16 protein-coding genes are annotated in these 18,937 nt (G+C 35.7%); all 16 read left to right on the top strand.

Annotated elements, in window-relative coordinates; translation table 11 throughout:
• Nucleotides 1-8: 8 nt before the first annotated feature.
• The 16 genes from ACNQGJ_RS12140 to ACNQGJ_RS12065 all read left to right on the top strand — a co-directional run bounded on the left by ACNQGJ_RS12140 (nt 9) and on the right by ACNQGJ_RS12065 (nt 18,686).
• On the top strand, nt 9-518 hold the full coding sequence (locus tag ACNQGJ_RS12140) for a DapH/DapD/GlmU-related protein (protein WP_417973117.1): 510 nt from the start codon (nt 9-11) through the stop codon (nt 516-518).
• The gene (locus ACNQGJ_RS12135) at nt 515-1,726 is read left to right on the top strand and encodes a glycosyltransferase family 4 protein (protein ID WP_417973115.1); all 1,212 of its coding nucleotides are present in this window, start codon (nt 515-517) and stop codon (nt 1,724-1,726) included. The genes ACNQGJ_RS12140 and ACNQGJ_RS12135 overlap by 4 nt, the downstream gene beginning before the upstream one ends.
• A gap of 8 nt (nt 1,727-1,734) precedes the next feature.
• On the top strand, nt 1,735-2,991 hold the full coding sequence (gene wzy / locus ACNQGJ_RS12130) for an O-antigen polysaccharide polymerase Wzy (RefSeq protein ID WP_417973113.1): 1,257 nt from the start codon (nt 1,735-1,737) through the stop codon (nt 2,989-2,991).
• The gene (locus ACNQGJ_RS12125) at nt 2,954-4,090 is read left to right on the top strand and encodes a glycosyltransferase family 4 protein (protein ID WP_417973110.1); all 1,137 of its coding nucleotides are present in this window, start codon (nt 2,954-2,956) and stop codon (nt 4,088-4,090) included. The genes wzy and ACNQGJ_RS12125 overlap by 38 nt, the downstream gene beginning before the upstream one ends.
• Nucleotides 4,087-5,217, top strand: a complete 1,131-nt coding sequence (locus ACNQGJ_RS12120) for a glycosyltransferase family 4 protein (protein WP_417973108.1) — start codon at nt 4,087-4,089, stop codon at nt 5,215-5,217. Before ACNQGJ_RS12125 ends, ACNQGJ_RS12120 begins: the two co-directional genes overlap by 4 nt.
• Complete coding sequence (locus tag ACNQGJ_RS12115) at nt 5,201-6,235, top strand: polysaccharide biosynthesis protein (RefSeq protein ID WP_417973106.1); 1,035 nt, start codon at nt 5,201-5,203, stop codon at nt 6,233-6,235. Before ACNQGJ_RS12120 ends, ACNQGJ_RS12115 begins: the two co-directional genes overlap by 17 nt.
• A complete protein-coding gene (locus ACNQGJ_RS12110) occupies nt 6,235-6,666 on the top strand; it encodes a WxcM-like domain-containing protein (RefSeq protein WP_417973104.1) in 432 nt (143 codons plus the stop codon). The genes ACNQGJ_RS12115 and ACNQGJ_RS12110 overlap by 1 nt, the downstream gene beginning before the upstream one ends.
• 23 nt (nt 6,667-6,689) lie before the next feature.
• Entirely contained in the window at nt 6,690-7,808 is a 1,119-nt protein-coding gene (locus ACNQGJ_RS12105) for a polysaccharide biosynthesis C-terminal domain-containing protein (protein WP_417973102.1), read from the top strand.
• Between the two features lie 28 nt (nt 7,809-7,836).
• Nucleotides 7,837-8,979 (top strand): non-hydrolyzing UDP-N-acetylglucosamine 2-epimerase, encoded by a 1,143-nt coding sequence (gene wecB, locus ACNQGJ_RS12100; protein ID WP_417973100.1) that lies wholly within the window; start codon nt 7,837-7,839, stop codon nt 8,977-8,979.
• Nucleotides 8,980-8,988: 9 nt separating this feature from the next.
• The gene (locus tag ACNQGJ_RS12095) at nt 8,989-10,197 is read left to right on the top strand and encodes a glycosyltransferase family 4 protein (protein ID WP_417973098.1); all 1,209 of its coding nucleotides are present in this window, start codon (nt 8,989-8,991) and stop codon (nt 10,195-10,197) included.
• A complete protein-coding gene (locus ACNQGJ_RS12090; RefSeq protein WP_417973096.1) occupies nt 10,190-10,792 on the top strand; it encodes a sugar transferase in 603 nt (200 codons plus the stop codon). The genes ACNQGJ_RS12095 and ACNQGJ_RS12090 overlap by 8 nt, the downstream gene beginning before the upstream one ends.
• 1 nt (nt 10,793) lies before the next feature.
• Nucleotides 10,794-11,405: an acetyltransferase gene (locus tag ACNQGJ_RS12085; RefSeq protein ID WP_417973094.1), complete on the top strand. Its 612-nt coding sequence runs from the start codon at nt 10,794-10,796 to the stop codon at nt 11,403-11,405.
• Nucleotides 11,398-12,552, top strand: a complete 1,155-nt coding sequence (locus ACNQGJ_RS12080) for a DegT/DnrJ/EryC1/StrS family aminotransferase (protein ID WP_417973092.1) — start codon at nt 11,398-11,400, stop codon at nt 12,550-12,552. Before ACNQGJ_RS12085 ends, ACNQGJ_RS12080 begins: the two co-directional genes overlap by 8 nt.
• Nucleotides 12,553-13,177: 625 nt before the next feature.
• Nucleotides 13,178-15,115: a polysaccharide biosynthesis protein gene (locus ACNQGJ_RS12075; RefSeq protein ID WP_417973353.1), complete on the top strand. Its 1,938-nt coding sequence runs from the start codon at nt 13,178-13,180 to the stop codon at nt 15,113-15,115.
• 430 nt (nt 15,116-15,545) lie between these two features.
• Nucleotides 15,546-16,319, top strand: coding sequence for a polysaccharide biosynthesis/export family protein (locus ACNQGJ_RS12070; protein ID WP_417973090.1), 774 nt, complete (start codon nt 15,546-15,548; stop codon nt 16,317-16,319).
• A gap of 9 nt (nt 16,320-16,328) precedes the next feature.
• On the top strand, nt 16,329-18,686 hold the full coding sequence (locus ACNQGJ_RS12065; RefSeq protein WP_417973088.1) for a GumC family protein: 2,358 nt from the start codon (nt 16,329-16,331) through the stop codon (nt 18,684-18,686).
• The last annotated feature ends 251 nt before the right edge of the window (nt 18,687-18,937 follow it).

The raw sequence follows: 18,937 nt of genomic DNA, 5'->3' as shown, positions 1-18,937 counted from the left end.
AAATAAATATGAAATTTTTATTCAGCGACATATATAATTTAATAATTCAATTTGTTTCTTATTTATATTGGAACCTCAATGGCGTACGGGTAGTGCCATCTTCGTATGTATCCAGGAAAGCTAAGCTCAATGGCTGTTCTATTTTTGGAAACTCTAAAGTACTTGACGAAGCAATTATTGGAGAAAACACATACATGACTGATGCATATGTTCAGCATGCCACCATTGGTTCTTATTGTAGTATCGCTCCTGGTGTTAAAATAGGGTTGGAAGAACACGATGTTAGTAATTTTTCGACTCATCCTAGTACTTATAATAGCAAAAAGTTTGTTGCAAGTAATGGAAGAAGCATAATCGGTAATCATGTTTGGTTGGCAGCAAATTGCATTATTTTACAGGGAGTTACTCTTGGAGATCACGCAGTTGTTGCCGCAGGAGCTGTTGTTACAAAAGATATTCCACAAGGAGAAATTTGGGGTGGTATTCCAGCTCGATTTTTAAAGAAAAGAGCGCAATGAAATATATAGTGGTACATGCCGGAAGAAGAGACGATTACCAAGTGGCTTTGGCATTGGCAAAGGCAAATGCGTTGCACTGCTTGTTAACTGATTTTTATGCGCCATTGGATGCTTTTGCTATCCGAAGTATTTTGAATTGTGTACCAAGAAGCGTTCAAAATACAGTAGCTAAAAGATACAAAGTTGGATTGCCAAGTACGTTGGTTTGCACTAGTGTACTCGCTACAATATATGCATTATTATTTTCGGTAACCAAAAATATAAAATATAGTGCTTTAAAAGACAAAGCGTTGGGTGTTGCGGCAAGGAAACTTTCGTTGAAATACAAAATACCTATCATTAGCATGAATACCTACGCCAAGTATGCTTTTGAAAATAACTCAATACAGCCAAAAATCTTGTTTCAGTTTCATCCACATACTACATTTGTTAAAAATATTTTAACCGAAGAAATGCAAAGAAACCCGGTTTCTAAAAAATCGTTGCTGCAAGAGTACGAGTTTTCCGTTCCGGATGGTATTTTACAAGATCTTGCGAAAGAAATTCATTTAGCCGATCAAATAATTTGTGCAAGTAGTATAACTGCAATATCTTTGCAGCAAGAAGGCATTAATGCCGACCGAATTAAAGTTATACCGTATGGCGTAGAAACCGCTCTGTATCCGTATAAAAAAAGAGAAATTTTAAAAAAAGAGGCTGTTTTTAATGTCATTTTTATAGGCAGTTTAAACCAACGAAAAGGAATAACCTATTTGCTGGAAGCACTTGATGGCATGCCTAACGTAGCGCTTCATATTGTGGGTAGAGGTATTTTTGATGAAAATTTGTTAGACAATTATCAAGTGCTAATACATTTGCATAAAAACATATCACAAGAAGAAATGGTTTCGTTGCTACACCAATCACATTGTTTTGTTTTGCCCTCTTTAGTAGAAGGTTTTGGGCAAGTTATTTTAGAGGCAATGGCTACCGGAATTCCAGTACTAGCATCAGAAAATACCATAGCGTTGGATATCATACAAGATGGCGAAAATGGTTTTGTTGTTCCGATACGTAACGCTGCGGCCATTAAAGAAAAAATAGAAACTCTAATTGCCCACCCAGAATTGGTAGGTAGGTTAGGCGATAATGGTTTTAAAACCGCCCAAAACTTAAATTGGAGTACCTTTAGAAAAAATTTGGTAAACCATCTGCAAAATATATCCTAAAAATAAACATGGAATTTTATTTACTTGCAATTTTGTTTTTATTTGGTTTTGTTTTGGCAGGGCAAGACTTTCGTAGGCATTTTTTGCTGCTCTTTGTATTGTTTATTTATTTTATTTGTTTTTTTTTGGGTCCGTTAAACTCAATAAATTTAAACTTGTACACCCATTTGGGAGGTAATTTTAGTTCCGGTTTTGATGATACTATGCAACTGTATGTGTTGGCTATTTTTTGCTTGTTGTTGAGTTATGCCTTCGCCTACCGAATGTCAAAACAAAAAACGCAAACAGACAAAAAGTTCTATATTCTGAATCCCAAGCACAAATACTATATGTGGTTCTTTTTTCTTTCTCTAGTTTCTATGATTAAAAGAAATCTCGAAGAAGATGTTTATGGTGGTGGATTTTATAATTATTTAGTTTTTTTGGGTGATTCCCTTATTTTGGCTTTTATCATCTTGATTTACGAGAAAAAGTTCCATAAAAAATGGCATTGGCTGATTTTAGGTGGTTCTCTTTTGGCTTACATGGTTCTTGGTTTTCGATACCGCATTTTACTTTTAATTATTGGCATTATTTATCATTTTGCTGTAACTTCTACCTTTTCTTTTAAAACGGTAATTAAATGGGCAGTTATCGGCTGGTTGGTTGCATACAGTATCAATTTTATAACACTCAATAGAGAAGCGTTAAAGACTTTAGCTTTTAATAAAGTTACTTTTGAATCTAAAGTGCAATATGGTTTGTCTCCGTACCAGTTGGTCATGCAACAAACCGATAATTACAAGACGGAGATGATGGTAGTAAAATATATCAGAGATAATCACATTGATCAAGATTTCGGCGAGTCTATGTTTACGCATATTTTGATACGAATTATACCAGCGTCTTTTTTTGAAAGAAACGTAAAACCAGAAATTCCTCAAATGAATATTCTTCGAAAGTCCTTCAATTCCATTGAAGGATATTATGCTGGAGCAGCAGTTTCTAATGTGATCGAATACTATATTGCCTTCGGAACTTTTGGTGTTGTGTTTTTCATGACGTTATTGGGCGTGTTTTTAGGGTATCTATCTAAGCTTACTAATTTGAACATAGCGAGAGATTGCGTAATAGTAGTAATGATAGCCATGGTGTTGTTTCAAGAACTTACCCGCGGGTATTTGCCCCAAAATGTAACGCTGTTGGCATTTCTTTTAATAACGTTAAAACTATTTTATAAAAAACAATATGTTAGCAATAGTAACCAATATACCCACACCTTATAGAACTGCTTTTTTTAATACCTTACAGCAAGAGCTTCTTAAGGTAGGACAAAGTTTGCATGTTGTATATTGTGCAAAAAGCGAAACGGGCAGGCATTGGCAATTTAATCCAGAAGAAAATATCTATTCTTTTATTTTTTTAAAAGGCTGGCACCCAGAATTTAAAGGGTATTATCCACACATAAATTTTGGATTAATTTCTGAGTTAGAAAGATTGAAGCCCAGCTGGATTATGTTGGCAGGAAGTTGGAATGCACCAGCGACCATTTCGGTGATTTTAAATAAAAAGAAACTAAATTGTCCAGTGGTCTTTTGGAGCGAAGGACATTTTGACGCACAAGTGCGTGTTAACAAATACGTTAATTTTTTGCGTAAAACCATTTTGAACGAGATAGATTATTATGTAGTTCCCAACTTGAAATCTAAAGAATATGTCTTGCATTTTAATAATAGTGCAGTGGTAGATTTTTTACCTAATACTGTTGATGAAACTTTTTTTTCAGTAACGCCTTTTGATTCCAAAAACGACTACAGAGTTTTGAATGGTTTGCCTGTTGATAAAACTATTTTAGTATTGGTTTCCTCATTGGATACTAGAAAAGGGGTCTTGGATTTTTATGAAGCATTTAAACAAGCTAAACAAGACAATTTGTATGTTGTACAAATAGGAGCAGGCGAATTTTACGAAGCGTTAAAGAATAAAATGGTTGAAGATCAACTTGAAAATCAGTACCGACTTACTGGTCAATTGAGTTCAAAAAACGTTCGGTCTTATTTGATAGCAGCAGATGTTTTTGTATTGCCGACAAAATCGGACCCTAATCCGCTAAGTCCAATTGAAGCCGCTTTTCTTAAAAAAGCCTTGTTAATTTCGGCAAAAGCCGGCAACGCAAAAGATCTTATTCCGAATAATGAAAATGGATGGATAATAAGCCAAATTAGCAGTGCAGATTTAATAGAAAATATAAATAAAATTGCAGAAACCGATAGACAACGATTAGAAGAAATGGGTGAAAAATCCTTTCAAATCGTTTCCGATTCTTTTACAAGAAAAAAGGCATCAGAGCATCTTATCGTTTTTTTAAATAAGATAAAAAAATGAAAGTACTACTTGATAATTCCAATCTTTTTGCTGGTGGTGGTTTGCAAGTAGCCGCTTCTTTTTTAAGCGATTTAAAAAGTTTACAATTTATTGCAGAATGGCATGTTGTGCAATCTGTAAAAGGTGCAGAGAATTTTGATACTTCTAATTTTCCGGATAATTTTATTTTTTACAACCTCGGTAAGGCAGAAGAAATTTCAAAAAGTAAACGAATTATCCGAATTAAAAATCTCGAAAACAGCATCCAACCGGATTGTATTTTTACGCTTTTTGGACCGTCATACCACAAAAGTAAATTTCCGAAAATAGTTGGCTTTGCCATACCGTATATTTTGTATCCCGATTCTCCGTTTTTTAATCAAATTGGATTTAAAGAAAAGATTTACTACAAATTACTCTCTGTTTTAAAAACCTATTCCTTTAAAAAATATTCCGATGCTTTGATTTTTGAAACTGAAGACGCAAAAACTATTTTTACTTCCAAGGCAAAATATACTAAAGATAGTTTTGTGGTAGGCAATACGCTGAATGAAATTTTTTTCGCAAAAGGAAAATTGCCAGAATTAAAAATTACAGATACTACTTCTTTAAACATTTTATTTTTAACTGCCAATTATGCCCATAAAAACATGCAAATACTGCCGGCAGTCATCGAAATTCTTAGAAACAAAAAGCACCTTAAAGATTTTAAGTTTTTAATTACTATGGATAAGGTAGATTTGAATTTCCCCACAAGTTGCGAAGAAAATATTATATATTTAGGCAAAATACCGTTAGAAAAAATTCCTTCTCTATATTCCAACTCCGATATGGTATTTATTCCGACATTATTAGAAGTTTTTTCGGCTACTTATTTGGAAGCTATGTTCATGAAAAAACCAATTGTTGCATCTGATTTGGGTTTTTCTCGTGATATTTGTGGCGATGCTGCGCTGTTTTGCGAACCAAGTAATCCAGAAGCCTATGCTAATGCAATTTTTGCGCTTTCCCATAACGAGCCACTTAGAAACGAATTGATAGACAAAGGAATAGAAAATTTAAAACGTTTTGGAGCCAGTATAGACCGAACCAAAGCCTATGTGAATATCATTAAAAATTTAATTACTAAAAATGAAAATACAAAATAGAGTACTTCTCATAACGGGAGGTACAGGTTCGTTTGGAAATGCCGTATTAAACCGTTTCTTGCATACCGATCATTTCAAGGAAATACGTATTTTTTCGCGTGACGAGAAAAAGCAGGATGATATGCGCAACCAGTTGAAAAACGACAAACTTAAATTTTACATCGGTGATGTGCGCGACTTCACCAGTATTGAACGTGCAATGCATGGGGTCGATTATGTATTTCATGCCGCGGCCTTAAAACAAGTGCCATCCTGTGAGTTTTTCCCGTTGGAAGCGACTAAAACCAATGTGTTTGGTACCCAAAACGTAATAGATGCCGCTGCAGCGAATAAAGTTCAAAAAGTTATTTGCTTGAGTACTGATAAAGCAGCTTATCCTATTAATGCAATGGGAATTTCTAAGGCATTAATGGAAAAAGTAGCTATCGCCGCTTCCAGAAATACTACGGATACTACGGTTTGTTTAACTCGGTACGGTAATGTAATGGCCTCGAGAGGTTCGGTTATTCCATTATTCTTAAAACAAATCCAGGAAGGTAAGAACATTACGATAACGGATCCTAAAATGACCCGTTTCCTGATGTCGTTAGACGAAGCCGTGGAACTGGTTTTGTTTGCTTTTGAGCACGGAAATTCTGGCGACTTGTTTGTTAATAAAGCGCCTGCAGGAACGATTGGCGACTTGGCACAAGCCTTAAAAGAACTCTGTAATGCAGATAATGAAATAAAAATAATCGGAACCCGTCATGGAGAAAAGCTCTATGAAACCTTGTGTACCCGTGAAGAGATGGTAAAGGCTGAAGATATGGGCGATTTTTACAGAATTCCGGCTGATAACCGTGATTTGAATTATGCGCAGTATTTTTCGGAAGGGGAACAAGATGTATCTCTAAGTGAAGACTATCATTCTCATAGTACAGAACAACTTGGAGTGGAAGGCATGAAAAAGCTTTTAGTTAAATTACCATTAATCCGAAAAAAGGTTTTTGGAGAAGATGTTGCCCAAATGCCAGTGTAATGAATCAATTTCCAAATTTAATACAAGGCGGAAGCTATCAAGATGAAAGGGGAAGGCTTACTTTTGTAAATGATTTTGATCTTTCAGAAGTCAAGCGCTATTATATTATTGAACATCCTGACTTACGTGTTGTTCGTGCCTGGCAAGGTCATAAAAAAGAGCAAAAGTGGTTTCAAGTACTATTTGGAAGTTTTTCGGTTTCGGTTGTAAAACCTGATAATTGGGATAACCCATCTGAAAATATTGAATCAGAAACATTTGTATTAAAAGCAACAGAAAATAAAGTACTTCATATCCCGGGAGGTTTTGCGAATGGATTTAAGGCTTTAGAAACCAATTCAAGAATGATTGTTTTTTCTGATTTTTCAGTAAATGAATCGACGAGTGACAACTTTAGGTTCGACAGCCAGTTATGGTTTGATTGGAAATAAGAAATAATATAGAAAAATATAAAATGCTAAGAGTTGGAATTACTGGCCAAGCCGGATTTGTTGGAACACATTTGTATAATACTTTAGGACTTTTTCAAGAAGAATTTCAAAGCGTTGATTTCCAGAAGGAATTTTTTGATGATACTACAAAATTAAATGATTTTGTTTCAAAGTGTGATGTTATCGTGCATTTGGCAGCAATGAACCGTCATTCAGATCCTCAGGTTCTTTATGATACCAATATAGGATTGGCTCAAAAATTAGTTGCTTCGTTAAAAGAAACAAATAGTAAATCTCATGTTCTTTTTTCTTCATCAACTCAGGAGGAAAGAGACAATCTTTATGGTAAATCAAAAAAAGAAGGCAGAGAATTAATGGCTAAATGGGCTAAAAATTCTGGTGGGAGATTCACTGGACTAATCATTCCTAATGTTTTTGGACCTTTCGGACATCCAAATTACAACTCGGTCGTGGCTACTTTTTGCCATAAGATTGCCAGAAATGAAACTCCAACAATTGATGTAGATGGGGATTTAAAATTGATTTATGTTGGGGAATTGGTGGATGAAATTTTAAAAGAAATAAGAAGCGGAAAAAGCAAAGCTGAGGTTTTAGTTCCTCATACGTCTGAATCAAAAGTTTCTGGAATTCTAGCCTCATTAGAAAAGTACAAGTCTGAATATCAAGACAAAGGAATTATTCCGGAGCTAAACAGCAGGTTTGAAGTGAATCTTTTCAATACTTTTCGTTGTTATATGGATATTCCAAATCATTTTCCTGTAAAATTCATACAACATACTGATCCAAGAGGCGCTTTTGTTGAAGTTATTAGGCTGAATGTAGGAGGACAGGTTTCATTCTCAACGACAGTTCCTGAAATTACAAGAGGGAATCACTTTCACACCCGAAAGATTGAGCGTTTTGCAGTAATAAAAGGAAATGCTTTAATCCAATTACGACAAATTGGAACTGATGAAATACTAAACTTTTATTTGAACGGAGAGGAACCGGCTTATGTTGATATGCCTGTATGGTATACTCATAATATTAAAAATGTTGGAGAAGAAGAATTGTATACCATTTTTTGGATTAATGAGTTTTATGATCCAAATGATCCAGATACTTACTTTGAAAACGTATAATTTAAAATAGTAAATAGCCTACGTATAAATGAAAGCAAAACTTAAAGTAATGACAGTGGTTGGGACCAGGCCGGAAATTATTCGACTTTCCAGAGTTATGGCAGCTTTAGATAATTCCGATGCTATTGAGCATATAATTGTGCACACAGGGCAAAATTATGATTACGAGCTAAATCAAATTTTCTTTGATGATTTAGGGATTCGTAAGCCTGATTTTTTCTTAGATGCGGCCGGAATAACAGCTACTGAGACTATAGGACAAATATTAATCAAAATCGACCCGCTATTGGAGCGTGAAAAGCCAGACGCGTTTTTAGTTTTAGGCGATACAAATAGCTGTCTTTGTGCTATTCCAGCTAAGAAAAAGCATATTCCAATTTTTCACATGGAGGCGGGTAACCGTTGTTTTGATCAACGCGTTCCTGAAGAAACAAATCGGAAAATTGTAGACCACGTTTCGGACATCAACTTGACCTACAGTGATATTGCTAGGGAATATTTGTTAAGAGAAGGTTTGCCGGCAGATAGAATCATTAAAACAGGTTCGCCGATGTTTGAGGTTTTGAATCATTATTTGCCAGAAATTGAAGCTTCAGATATTTTAAATACTTTACAATTAGAAGCGCACAAATATTTTGTAGTTTCGGCTCATAGAGAAGAAAATATCAATAGCGAAAAAAACTTTAAAGGCTTGATGGATAGTTTGAATCTGATTGCAGAAAAGTATGGCTACCCAATCATTGTTAGTACCCATCCTCGTACGCAAAAGATGATTGACAGCAAAAATATTGCCATGCGACCGGAAGTTCAGTTTTTGAAACCTATGGGATTCAATAATTATAATGCTTTGCAAATGAAATCTTTTGCAGTTTTGTCAGACAGCGGAACCATTTCGGAAGAATCATCGATATTGAATTTCCCGGCATTAAATATTCGTGATGCGCACGAACGTCCTGAAGCAATGGAAGAGGCTTCCGTCATGATGGTGGGATTGAATCCAGAACGGATTATGCAGGGATTGGTTCAATTACAATATCAGAAAAAAGGTTCTGACCGCAATTTCCGTTCCGTAGTAGATTATTCGATGTCCAATGTATCCGATAAAATGGTTCGTATTATTTTGAGTTATACGGATTATGTGAAAAGAACTGTTTGGAGCGAATATAATTAATTGAATGTTATGACTATTCTTTTTTTGACATTGGTTAAAATTAAATCGCTAGAGGAACGTGGGATTTATACCGACTTGCTTCGTAAATTTAAAGAGGAAGGACATGAAGTTTTTGTGGTAAGTCCTTCAGAGCGCAGAGATAAAAAGAAGACCCACCTTATAAGCAAAGACCAAGTGAGTATCTTAAATGTTCGTACTTTTAATTTGCAAAAAACGAATCTTGTTGAAAAAGGTATTGGTACTTTAGCAATAGAATATCAGTATTTGAACGCGATTAAAAAATATTTTTCGATGGTGAAATTTGATTTGGTGTTGTATTCCACACCACCGATTACTTTTTCTAAAGTGATAGATTATGTTAAAAAAAGGGATAATACTTATTCTTATTTGTTATTAAAAGACATTTTTCCACAGAATGCTGTCGATATGAAAATGTTAAAAAAAGGGAGCGTATTGCATAAGCTATTTCTAAAAAAAGAAAGCAGGCTCTATGAGCTTTCCGATACGATTGGGTGTATGTCTGAAGCCAACAGGAATTATGTAATCACCCACAATCCGACAATAGCACCTTTAAAGGTTGAAGTTAATCCTAATTCAATTGCTCCAATAATAATTAGTCAATCAATTGAGGAAAGACAAATTGAGAGAGACAAGTATAATCTACCGTTACATAAAAAAATATTGGTCTATGGCGGTAATTTAGGAAAGCCTCAAGGGCTTGAGTTTCTTTTATCAACGATAAGTGCAACGGTTAACCCAGACGTATTTTTTTTAGTGGTGGGTTCGGGTACTGAATATAACAGAATCTTTTTGTGGTTTCAAAAGAACCAGCCTAAAAACGCAAAATTATTAGCGGGACTTCCAAAACAAGATTATGACAGGCTCTTAAAGGCCTGTGATGTGGGAATGATTTTTTTGCACAAAAACTTTACCATTCCTAATTTTCCGTCGCGTTTATTATCATATTTGGAAATGAAAATGCCAGTTATTGCAGCTACCGATGCTATTTCGGATATCGGAAGCTTAATCGAAAAAAATAAGTGTGGCATTTCAGTTTTATCGGGAGAAATTTTAAATATGCAAAAAGCAATCGATGCAATTTGTTCTAATGAGGATACTTTCAATCAAATGCGAGAAAACGCATGGGATTTGCTACAACGAGAATACACTGTTACTCATTCGTATCAGCTTATTAAAAACAGACTAGAACATGTATAAATTCTTTTTTAAAAGAATGTTTGATTTTATTGCTGCTTTTTTAGGGTTGCTGTTATTGAGTCCTTTGTTTTTGGTCGTCACCATAGGACTTTTTTTTGCTAATCAGGGAAAACCTTTTTTCTTTCAATTGCGTCCCGGCAAAAATGGGATGCTCTTTAACATCATTAAGTTCAAAACTATGAATGATAAAAAAGATGCTGATGGTGTTTTATTACCTGATGGTGAGCGACTCACGAAAATTGGCATCTTTGTGCGTAAAACGTCATTGGATGAAATTCCTCAATTGCTGAATGTATTGAAAGGAGAAATGAGTTTGATAGGACCTCGACCTTTACTGCCTGAATATTTGTCTTTGTATGATGTTGTGCAACAAAGGCGGCATGCCGTCACGCCCGGAATAACGGGATGGGCACAAGTCAATGGTAGGAATGCGATTAGCTGGAAACAGAAATTTGAATACGATGTTTGGTATGTAGATCATCTCTCTTTACTTTTGGATCTCAAAATATTTTTTTTAACCTTAAAAAAAGTACTCGTTCGAGAAGGAATAAATACTGTAAACATAGCCACAACAGAACTATTTAAAGGAAATTAATATGTATTTATTTGGCGCCAGCGGGCACTGCAAAGTTATAATTGACATTATTGCTTCTACACAAAATTTAACGATTGAAGGAATAGTAGATGATCATCCGAAGCATGCTGATATTTTTACTATTCCTGTTTACAACACAAAAATATTTCAAAGCTTTTCAGACAAACAAATTATTGTTTCTGTGGGGGATAACAGAACCAGAAAAAGGATTGTTAACCAATTGGCGGCTCGATATCCAGTTGCTATTCATGCCAAAGCCGTAGTATCGAACTATGCCTCTATTGGTGAAGGTACAGTGATCATGGCAGGAGCTGTAGTAAATCCGGATGCAGTTATTGGGCAGCATTGTATCATTAACACAGGGGCTATAATTGAACACGAGTGCAAAATAAGTAGCTTTGTACACGTTTCTCCTAATGCGGCCTTAGCTGGGAATGTTACTGTAGGCGAGGGAACTCATGTAGGGATAGGAGCAGTGGTAATTGAAGGAGTTAAAATTGGAAAATGGGCTACAATAGGAGCCGGAGCAGTGATTATTAGTGACGTTCGGGATTATGCCGTAGTGGTAGGCAATTTAGGTAGAATTATAAAATACAATATAGAACATGAATAATTCAAAAATATGGCTTTCTACCCCACACATGGGCGGAACTGAACAGAAATATGTACAGGAAGCGTTTGATACTAATTGGGTAGCACCGTTAGGCCCTAATGTTATAGGCATGGAACAGGATTTACAAAAGTATTTAGGCAATGATGCTGCCGTCGGTGCTTTGAGTTCCGGAACAGCGGCCATTCATTTGGGGCTTATTTTGTTAGGTGTTCAAGCAGGAGATACCGTACTGTGTCAGACCATGACATTTTCGGCCTCGGCAAATCCTATTCTATATCAGGGTGCTACGCCTGTCTTTATTGATAGCGAATGGGATACTTGGAATTTATGTCCCATAGCGTTGGAAGAAGCTATCATTTGTGAAATAGCCAAAGGACACAAACCCAAAGCCATTATAGCCGTCCACTTGTATGGTGTTCCGTATCAAATTGAAGCAGTTCGTGCTGTTGCGGACGCGTATCAAATACCTATTTTAGAAGACAGTGCCGAAGCCTTAGGAAGCAGTTTCAAAGGACAAAAGTGTGGTACTTTTGGCGATATTGGCGTGTTGTCTTTTAATGGCAACAAGATCATCACCACATCAGGAGGTGGTGCAATTGTTACACCTACAGCAGCACTTAAAGAAAAAGCCGTTTTTTTTGCTACCCAATCGCGTGATGCCGCATCGTATTATCAGCATAGCGAAATAGGGTATAATTACCGGATGAGTAATATTTGTGCCGGTATCGGTCGGGGTCAAATGGAAGTATTAGATGATCATGTGGCAAAACGCAGGCTGATGCACGATTTTTATGTAACAATTTTTAAAGAAATCCCCGGAGTTATGGTTTTTACGGCACCCAATGCCGACTATTTTGCCAATTATTGGCTGAGTGCGATCTTAGTCGATCCTGAAAAAACCAACGGAATAACCAAAGAAACCATCCTATTAGCACTGCAGGCCGAAAATATCGAGTGCAGACCATTGTGGAAACCGATGCACTTGCAACCCATTTTTGAAAAATATGCATTCTACGGGACAACAGTTGCTGAAGAACTGTTTGAAAACGGACTGTGTCTGCCCTCCGGATCTAACCTAACCAACGAGGACCGGAATAGAATCAAAAGCGTTTTACTGAATTTATTTCATCAAAATACAGAAGAGTAATTGATTTACTACAAGTAGGATTTCTTTAATCGATGAACAAAACCCTTTTTTGAATAATTTTTTTCGCAGCTACCAGAGACAAAAAGGGTTTTTATTTCCTATTTTACAAAAAAATCTGCAAAATCTATTAAATCTGCATTTCATGCAACCAATTTGAAAAGTTTGTCCACAAATAGAACGGATTAAATGGATTTCACCTTTCCATTCAAAAAAAAACTTTGGCAATCAGTGTATTCTTTATTATGTAATTTCTCCTTCGTCCGAAATGACAAAGTGCACGTTCACTTTTTGAAGAGTTTGGCGACAGCTACCACGGATTAAACGGATTTTCACTTCCCATTTTCTTAAAGAGTTTGTGAAAATCAGAAAAAAAACTGTTTTATTGAGCACAGAAAAGTAATTGTAAGAGTGTTAAACCAATAAATTTGCACTTTTGAATATTATCTTTATTTTTTTCTACACTAATAATACATACGAATAAGAAAATGTTTTATTTTCGTACACTAGGCTTCAATTTCGTTTGAAGACCACAACCTAAAACCAACCAATTTTGAACGCTGATATAAACAAAAATGTAGCTCGGTTTATTTCTGATTCTTTTTCAAGAGTAAATCGAAGACTTAACATGCACAATTTGGGGTATTTACCCCGATGGATCATAGTCATGATTGATTTTATGGTACTTGCCATTTCCTTCCTTTTTACTTTTTTGATCTTTAAAGGAATAGGAATGAATTATATTAGTGCCAATCACAGCGGGATTTTAATTTTTAGCTTTTTTGGAACTAATCTGTTTTTCTTTTGGCTATTCAGAACCTACTCCGGGATCATCAGGCATTCTTCTAATATTGATGCGGTAAAGTTGCTGTTTTCACAGATGTCGGTATTGATTGTCTTTTTGATCGGCAATTTCCTGATTGAAGTGTTTTTTAATCAGAAGGCATTCCTGAACACCGCTCTTTTTATCAATATTGTCCTTTCTTTTTGTGGGTTGTTTTTATACCGTGTCGTCGTTAAGCAAACCTTTGAACTTTATTTGTCAGAAAAAAATACCAACAAGTTAATACGAACTATAATCTATGGTACGGATGCCAATGCGATATCTGTTGCTAACGCCTTAAAATTTGAAACCCCCAGCCGGTTTAAAATTGTAGGATTTGTGGATAAGAACAATCAAAATTCCTCGAAGCGCATGTTGAATCTGCCGATTCTGGTGCAAAAGAAAAAGTTGCCTACGTTAATGCGTTCTATAGGTGCCCAAAGTGTCATTATAGCCGATAAAAGTTTGTCTAAAGAAGAACAAATTGTCATTGTAGATCAGTGTTTAGAGTATAATTATAAAGTATTTACCGTTCCGCTAATTTCGGATTGGGAAAATCAAAAAGAAATTTCCCAAAAAGTAAAAACCATTCAGATTGAAGATTTGCTGGAAAGAAAACCGATAGTGCTGGACAACAAAGGCATTTCGAGAGAACTGAAAGATAAAGTTGTTTTGATAAGCGGTGCAGCAGGCTCTATTGGGAGTGAAATCGTGCGACAAATATTGGTGTTTAATCCTAAAAAAATTATTATTCTAGATCAGGCGGAGACCCCCTTGCATCACTTGAAACTGGAAACCGAAAGCATCAGTACCACAGCAAAAATACGCACGGTAATTGGCGATGTCAGAAACAGAGAGGCCATGGATGCACTCTTTAAAACCTACCGTCCGCATGTTGTCTATCATGCTGCAGCTTATAAACATGTGCCGTTGATGGAAGAAAATCCCTGTCAGGCGATATTCACTAATATTAAAGGAACTAAAAATTTAGCCGATTTATCGTGTCGTTATAACGTGAAGAAATTTGTTATGGTCTCTACGGATAAGGCGGTAAACCCTAGTAATGTGATGGGAGCCAGCAAGCGGATAGCCGAAAAATACGTTCAGTCCCTGCAGCTGAAAGATCAGATGGAGAAAGGTTCTGGAGCTACCAAATTTATAACGACACGTTTTGGAAATGTGTTAGGATCTAATGGTTCTGTTGTGCCATTGTTTACAAAACAAATTGCCGAAGGAGGACCATTGACCATCACCCACAAGGACATCATTCGGTATTTTATGACTATACCGGAGGCGTGTCAATTAGTGCTGGAAGCTGGTGCAATGGGTAATGGAGGAGAGATTTATATTTTTGACATGGGGAAACCGGTTAAAATTATTGATTTGGCTCGAAAAATGATTAAACTAGCCGGATTCATACCGGAAAAAGACATTAAAATACAAATTGTGGGCTTAAGACCTGGAGAGAAATTATTTGAAGAATTGCTCAACGATACGTCCAAATCGATTCCAACGCATCATGCTAAAATCATGATTGCACAGGAAATTCAGGAAGAGTTTGAAAACCTGCACACCGACATCGATCAATTAATCAGCATTGCTAATTTGTTTGCCAATGAGTCCATGGTAGCCCAAATGAAAAAGATTGTGCCGGAATTTAAGAGCATGAATTCTGCTTACGAAGTGTTAGATAGACAGGAGGAATGTGTTGAGGTTCCTTTTTTAAAAACCGATCAGTTGTAAGTGTCTACTTTTGATACAACAGGAATCGGAGTGAAATTTTTAAAAAAGCAACATAGAACTCTTCTGGAAAGCCATCCTATTTATGATAGTTCTTGGATTGCGTATTCTATTTCAGGCGTGTAAGGAATGAAAATCACGTTGTTTTTAATAATAAACGAACGTTATTTTGTTCTTTCGATAAAAGATAAAACGCAGGAGTAACTCTTGTTAGGTGATTTTTCCTTTATACAAAAGTATATCAATCAGACTGCTGTAAACGCGTAGCTAGCTATTTTTAATGAGGTATCTATAGCCCTATGATCAGGCAGTAAAGGCGGTTCTTTGAGGCTGTTTTTTTTTGAAATTTACGGAGGTAAAAAAATTATTACAGAAAACTAATTATACCCAACGGGTGAATGGCTATATTTGCTCCCTAAAAAAATAAAAATACATGAAATATTTTTTCGTATTCAAAAAATCAATTCCTTTTTTCTTTTTAGCACTATTGTTTTCTTGTGCTTCCAAAAAAGACATGATTTATTACCAAGATGTTGATACCTTCGGAACTCAGGAAAAATCAAATTCGTACGAAATTAAAATACAACCTGATGATATGTTGATGATTTCTGTTTACGCAGAGGATCCTGAAATAGCAAATAGTTTCAGTTTAAATATGTCCAGTGAAACGGTCACTAGCGGTAATACAGGATCAGTTTATTTAGTGGATGCAAGTGGATTCATTGATTTCCCCACTTTAGGACAGCTGAAAGTCAGTGGTCTAAGTCGAACAGCTGCGCTTCAATTGCTAAACAACAAGATATCACAATACATCAAAAACCCAATCATTAGTATTCGCATTACAAATTTTAAAGTATCTGTACAAGGAGAAGTTAGTGCTCCGGGTACGTATCCTATCGCTTCAGAGCGGATCACTCTGATTGAAGCCTTGAGTATGGCGGGCGATTTGACTGTATACGGCAAGAGAGATAATATCTTGATTATTAGAGAAATAGACGGAGTTAAATCGTACAACAGAGTTGATATCACAAAAGCTGGATTTATGAATTCTCCTTTTTACTATTTGGCTCAGAATGATGTGGTGTATGTAGAGCCCAACCAAAATAAAATAAATGTCTCAGCCGTTAACCCTAGTACAGGTTTAATATTCTCGGTTGTTTCGATTTTAATTACTTTAACAACATTGATAATTACCACTTCAAAATAAAACGCTTTCATGGAAAATAATATGTTAAACGAAAATTCAGATCAGGATTTTCAAATCAGCGCTATTATAGAGCAATATGCATCGCATTGGAAATGGTTTGTTTTAGGAGCCTTCGTCAGTTTGTCTATCGCCTATGTTTACTTACGGTATACAATTCCTCAGTACCGCGCATCAACAACTATATTAGTTAAAGATGAAAAAAATGGAGGCTTGTCGTCTGAATTAGCCGCTTTTGCCGATATGGGAATTGGAGGTGGAAAAAGTAATCTGGATAACGAAATTGAAATTCTAAAATCAAGAACTTTAATTGAAAATACGGTTCGAAAAATGAACCTAAATATAGCCTTTGTTGTTGAAGGGAAGATTGTCAACACCGATCTTTTTAAAAATTCACCTATTATGGTGACTTTTATTGAACAAAAACCTGATTTTTATACGGCAAGACGGTCTTATAGATATGTAGCGGTTTCAGCTACTACTTTCAAATTAGAAGATGCATCCGCAGAAAAAAATATTCTGCAGCCCAATAAAAATGGGTATCAATATGGGCAACCGATTGTGACTAAATTTGGAACTTTGGTGATTAATAAGACTTTATCTACTAATAGTGGTAGTGAAAATTACGAGCCCATTACTATTGTGATCAGTCCTTTAGAAGATATAGCAGCAAGCTTTAGAGCAAGATTAAGCGTGGCTCCTTTGAGTGAAACCAGCAGTATTGTTGAACTTTCGGTTGTAGACCCAGTGCTGGAAAAAGCGGAATATTTTTTAGACAATCTGGTTCAAAATTACAATGAAGAGGCAGCTGCCGACAAAAATTTTATCTCGGCGAATACCTCTAAATTTATTGCAAACCGACTGGCTTTGATTACTGATGAATTGGACGGGGTGGAACAAAATGTCGAAAGTTTCAAGAATAATAATCAATTGACGGACATTGAAACCGAGGCAAACCTTTTTATTGAAGGATCCAATGAATACGATAAAAAAGGAGTGGAAACAGATCTCCAACTCCATGTGATTGCTTCGATGCTGGATTTTATGAAAAACAGCAAAAAATCCGACTTGTTGCCTACTAACATTGTAAGTGGGGAAGCTACTGAGTTAATTGGTTCCTATAATGAATTGGTGCTGGATCGGAATCGGATATTGAAATCAGCAACCGACTTAAATCCTACGGTGATAAAAATGGAGCAGCAAATTTTGTCTTTAAAGTCAAATGTAGCCGCCAGTCTGACGCGCATGCAGTCGAATTTAAACATTCAAAAAAGAGATTTAAACAATCAAGAAGGACTTTTAAACAGTAAGCTTGGAAAAATACCACTTCAGGAACGTCAGTTTAGAGTCATTGCCAGACAACAAAAAGTAAAAGAAGAGCTGTATTTGTATTTGTTACAAAAAAGAGAGGAAACTGCTATTTTCTTGTCGGCAACAGAAGCCAATGCGAGAGTAATTGATGCTGCAAAAGGATCTGATACTCCCGTAGCCCCAAAAAAGAATACCATTTATCTGGGTGCTATGTTCTTAGGACTTTTAATTCCTTTCGGAATCATTTACCTGAAGGATTTATTAGATACTAAAATAAAAAGCCGTTTGGATCTTGATGGGAAAACAGTAATTCCTTTTATAGGCGATGTTCCAACGTCAGATACTCCTTCGGAAATTATAAAATCAGAAAGCCGCAGCAGTTCGGCAGAAGCGTTGCGAATCATCCGAACGAATTTAGAGTTTATGATCAGCAAGGTTGCCGATGGCCAAGCCAAAACTATATTTTTGACGTCTACTTTTCCTAAAGAGGGGAAGACATTTGTTTCCGCAAATCTTGCCGCTACATTCGCATTATCTGGTAAAAAGGTATTGTTGATTGGGATGGATATTAGAAATCCAAGATTGGATGAGTATTTGACTTTGCCAGATCGTGGTGTGACTAATTATTTGTCCTCTAAAGATTTAGTTTTGGATGATTTGATTGTTAAATATGATGGCTTTGATGATTTTCATGTTCTTCCTGCTGGTATTATACCTCCTAATCCTGCGGAGTTACTCATGAATAAGAAAGTAGATACTCTTTTTGAAATCGTAAAAAATCGATACGATTATATAATAGTAGATACGGCTCCAGTAAGTTTAGTTACTGACACATTATTAATTGCTAAACATGCTGACTGTTTTATTTATGTTGCTCGGGCTAATTTTTTAGAAAAACGAATGCTGAATATCGCTAATACTTTACATAAAGAACAGAAATTGCCAAACATGTGTTTGTTGCTTAACGATACCGATTCCACAAAAGGCTATGGCTATGGTTATGGTTATGGTTCCAAAGCAGAAAGTGGGCCTTGGTATAAGAAATTATTGAAGCGATAGTACTGCCAGTTTTTGACTTCAATAGAAAAAAGTTTACAAAGTATTTTTATTTTGTAAACTTTTTTCTATTTAATGCTGCTATTCGTTGTGGAATTAACGGTTTTTTGTCATTCTCTAACTATTATTGTTACTTTCGCACAAAAAAACAACAGCAAAATTTATTGTCCAGTACTTTCTTATAAACCAAACACGTGGCTTTTTTGATTTATATTTCTTACTGTAACGATAGATTTTCCTGTAATTTTATTATA

The sequence above is a fragment of the Flavobacterium cryophilum genome (assembly GCF_048286555.1).
Classification (GTDB): Bacteria; Bacteroidota; Bacteroidia; order Flavobacteriales; family Flavobacteriaceae; genus Flavobacterium.
The sequence above is the reverse complement of the archived record's forward strand: the minus strand, read 5'-3'. Positions and strand labels throughout refer to the sequence as shown.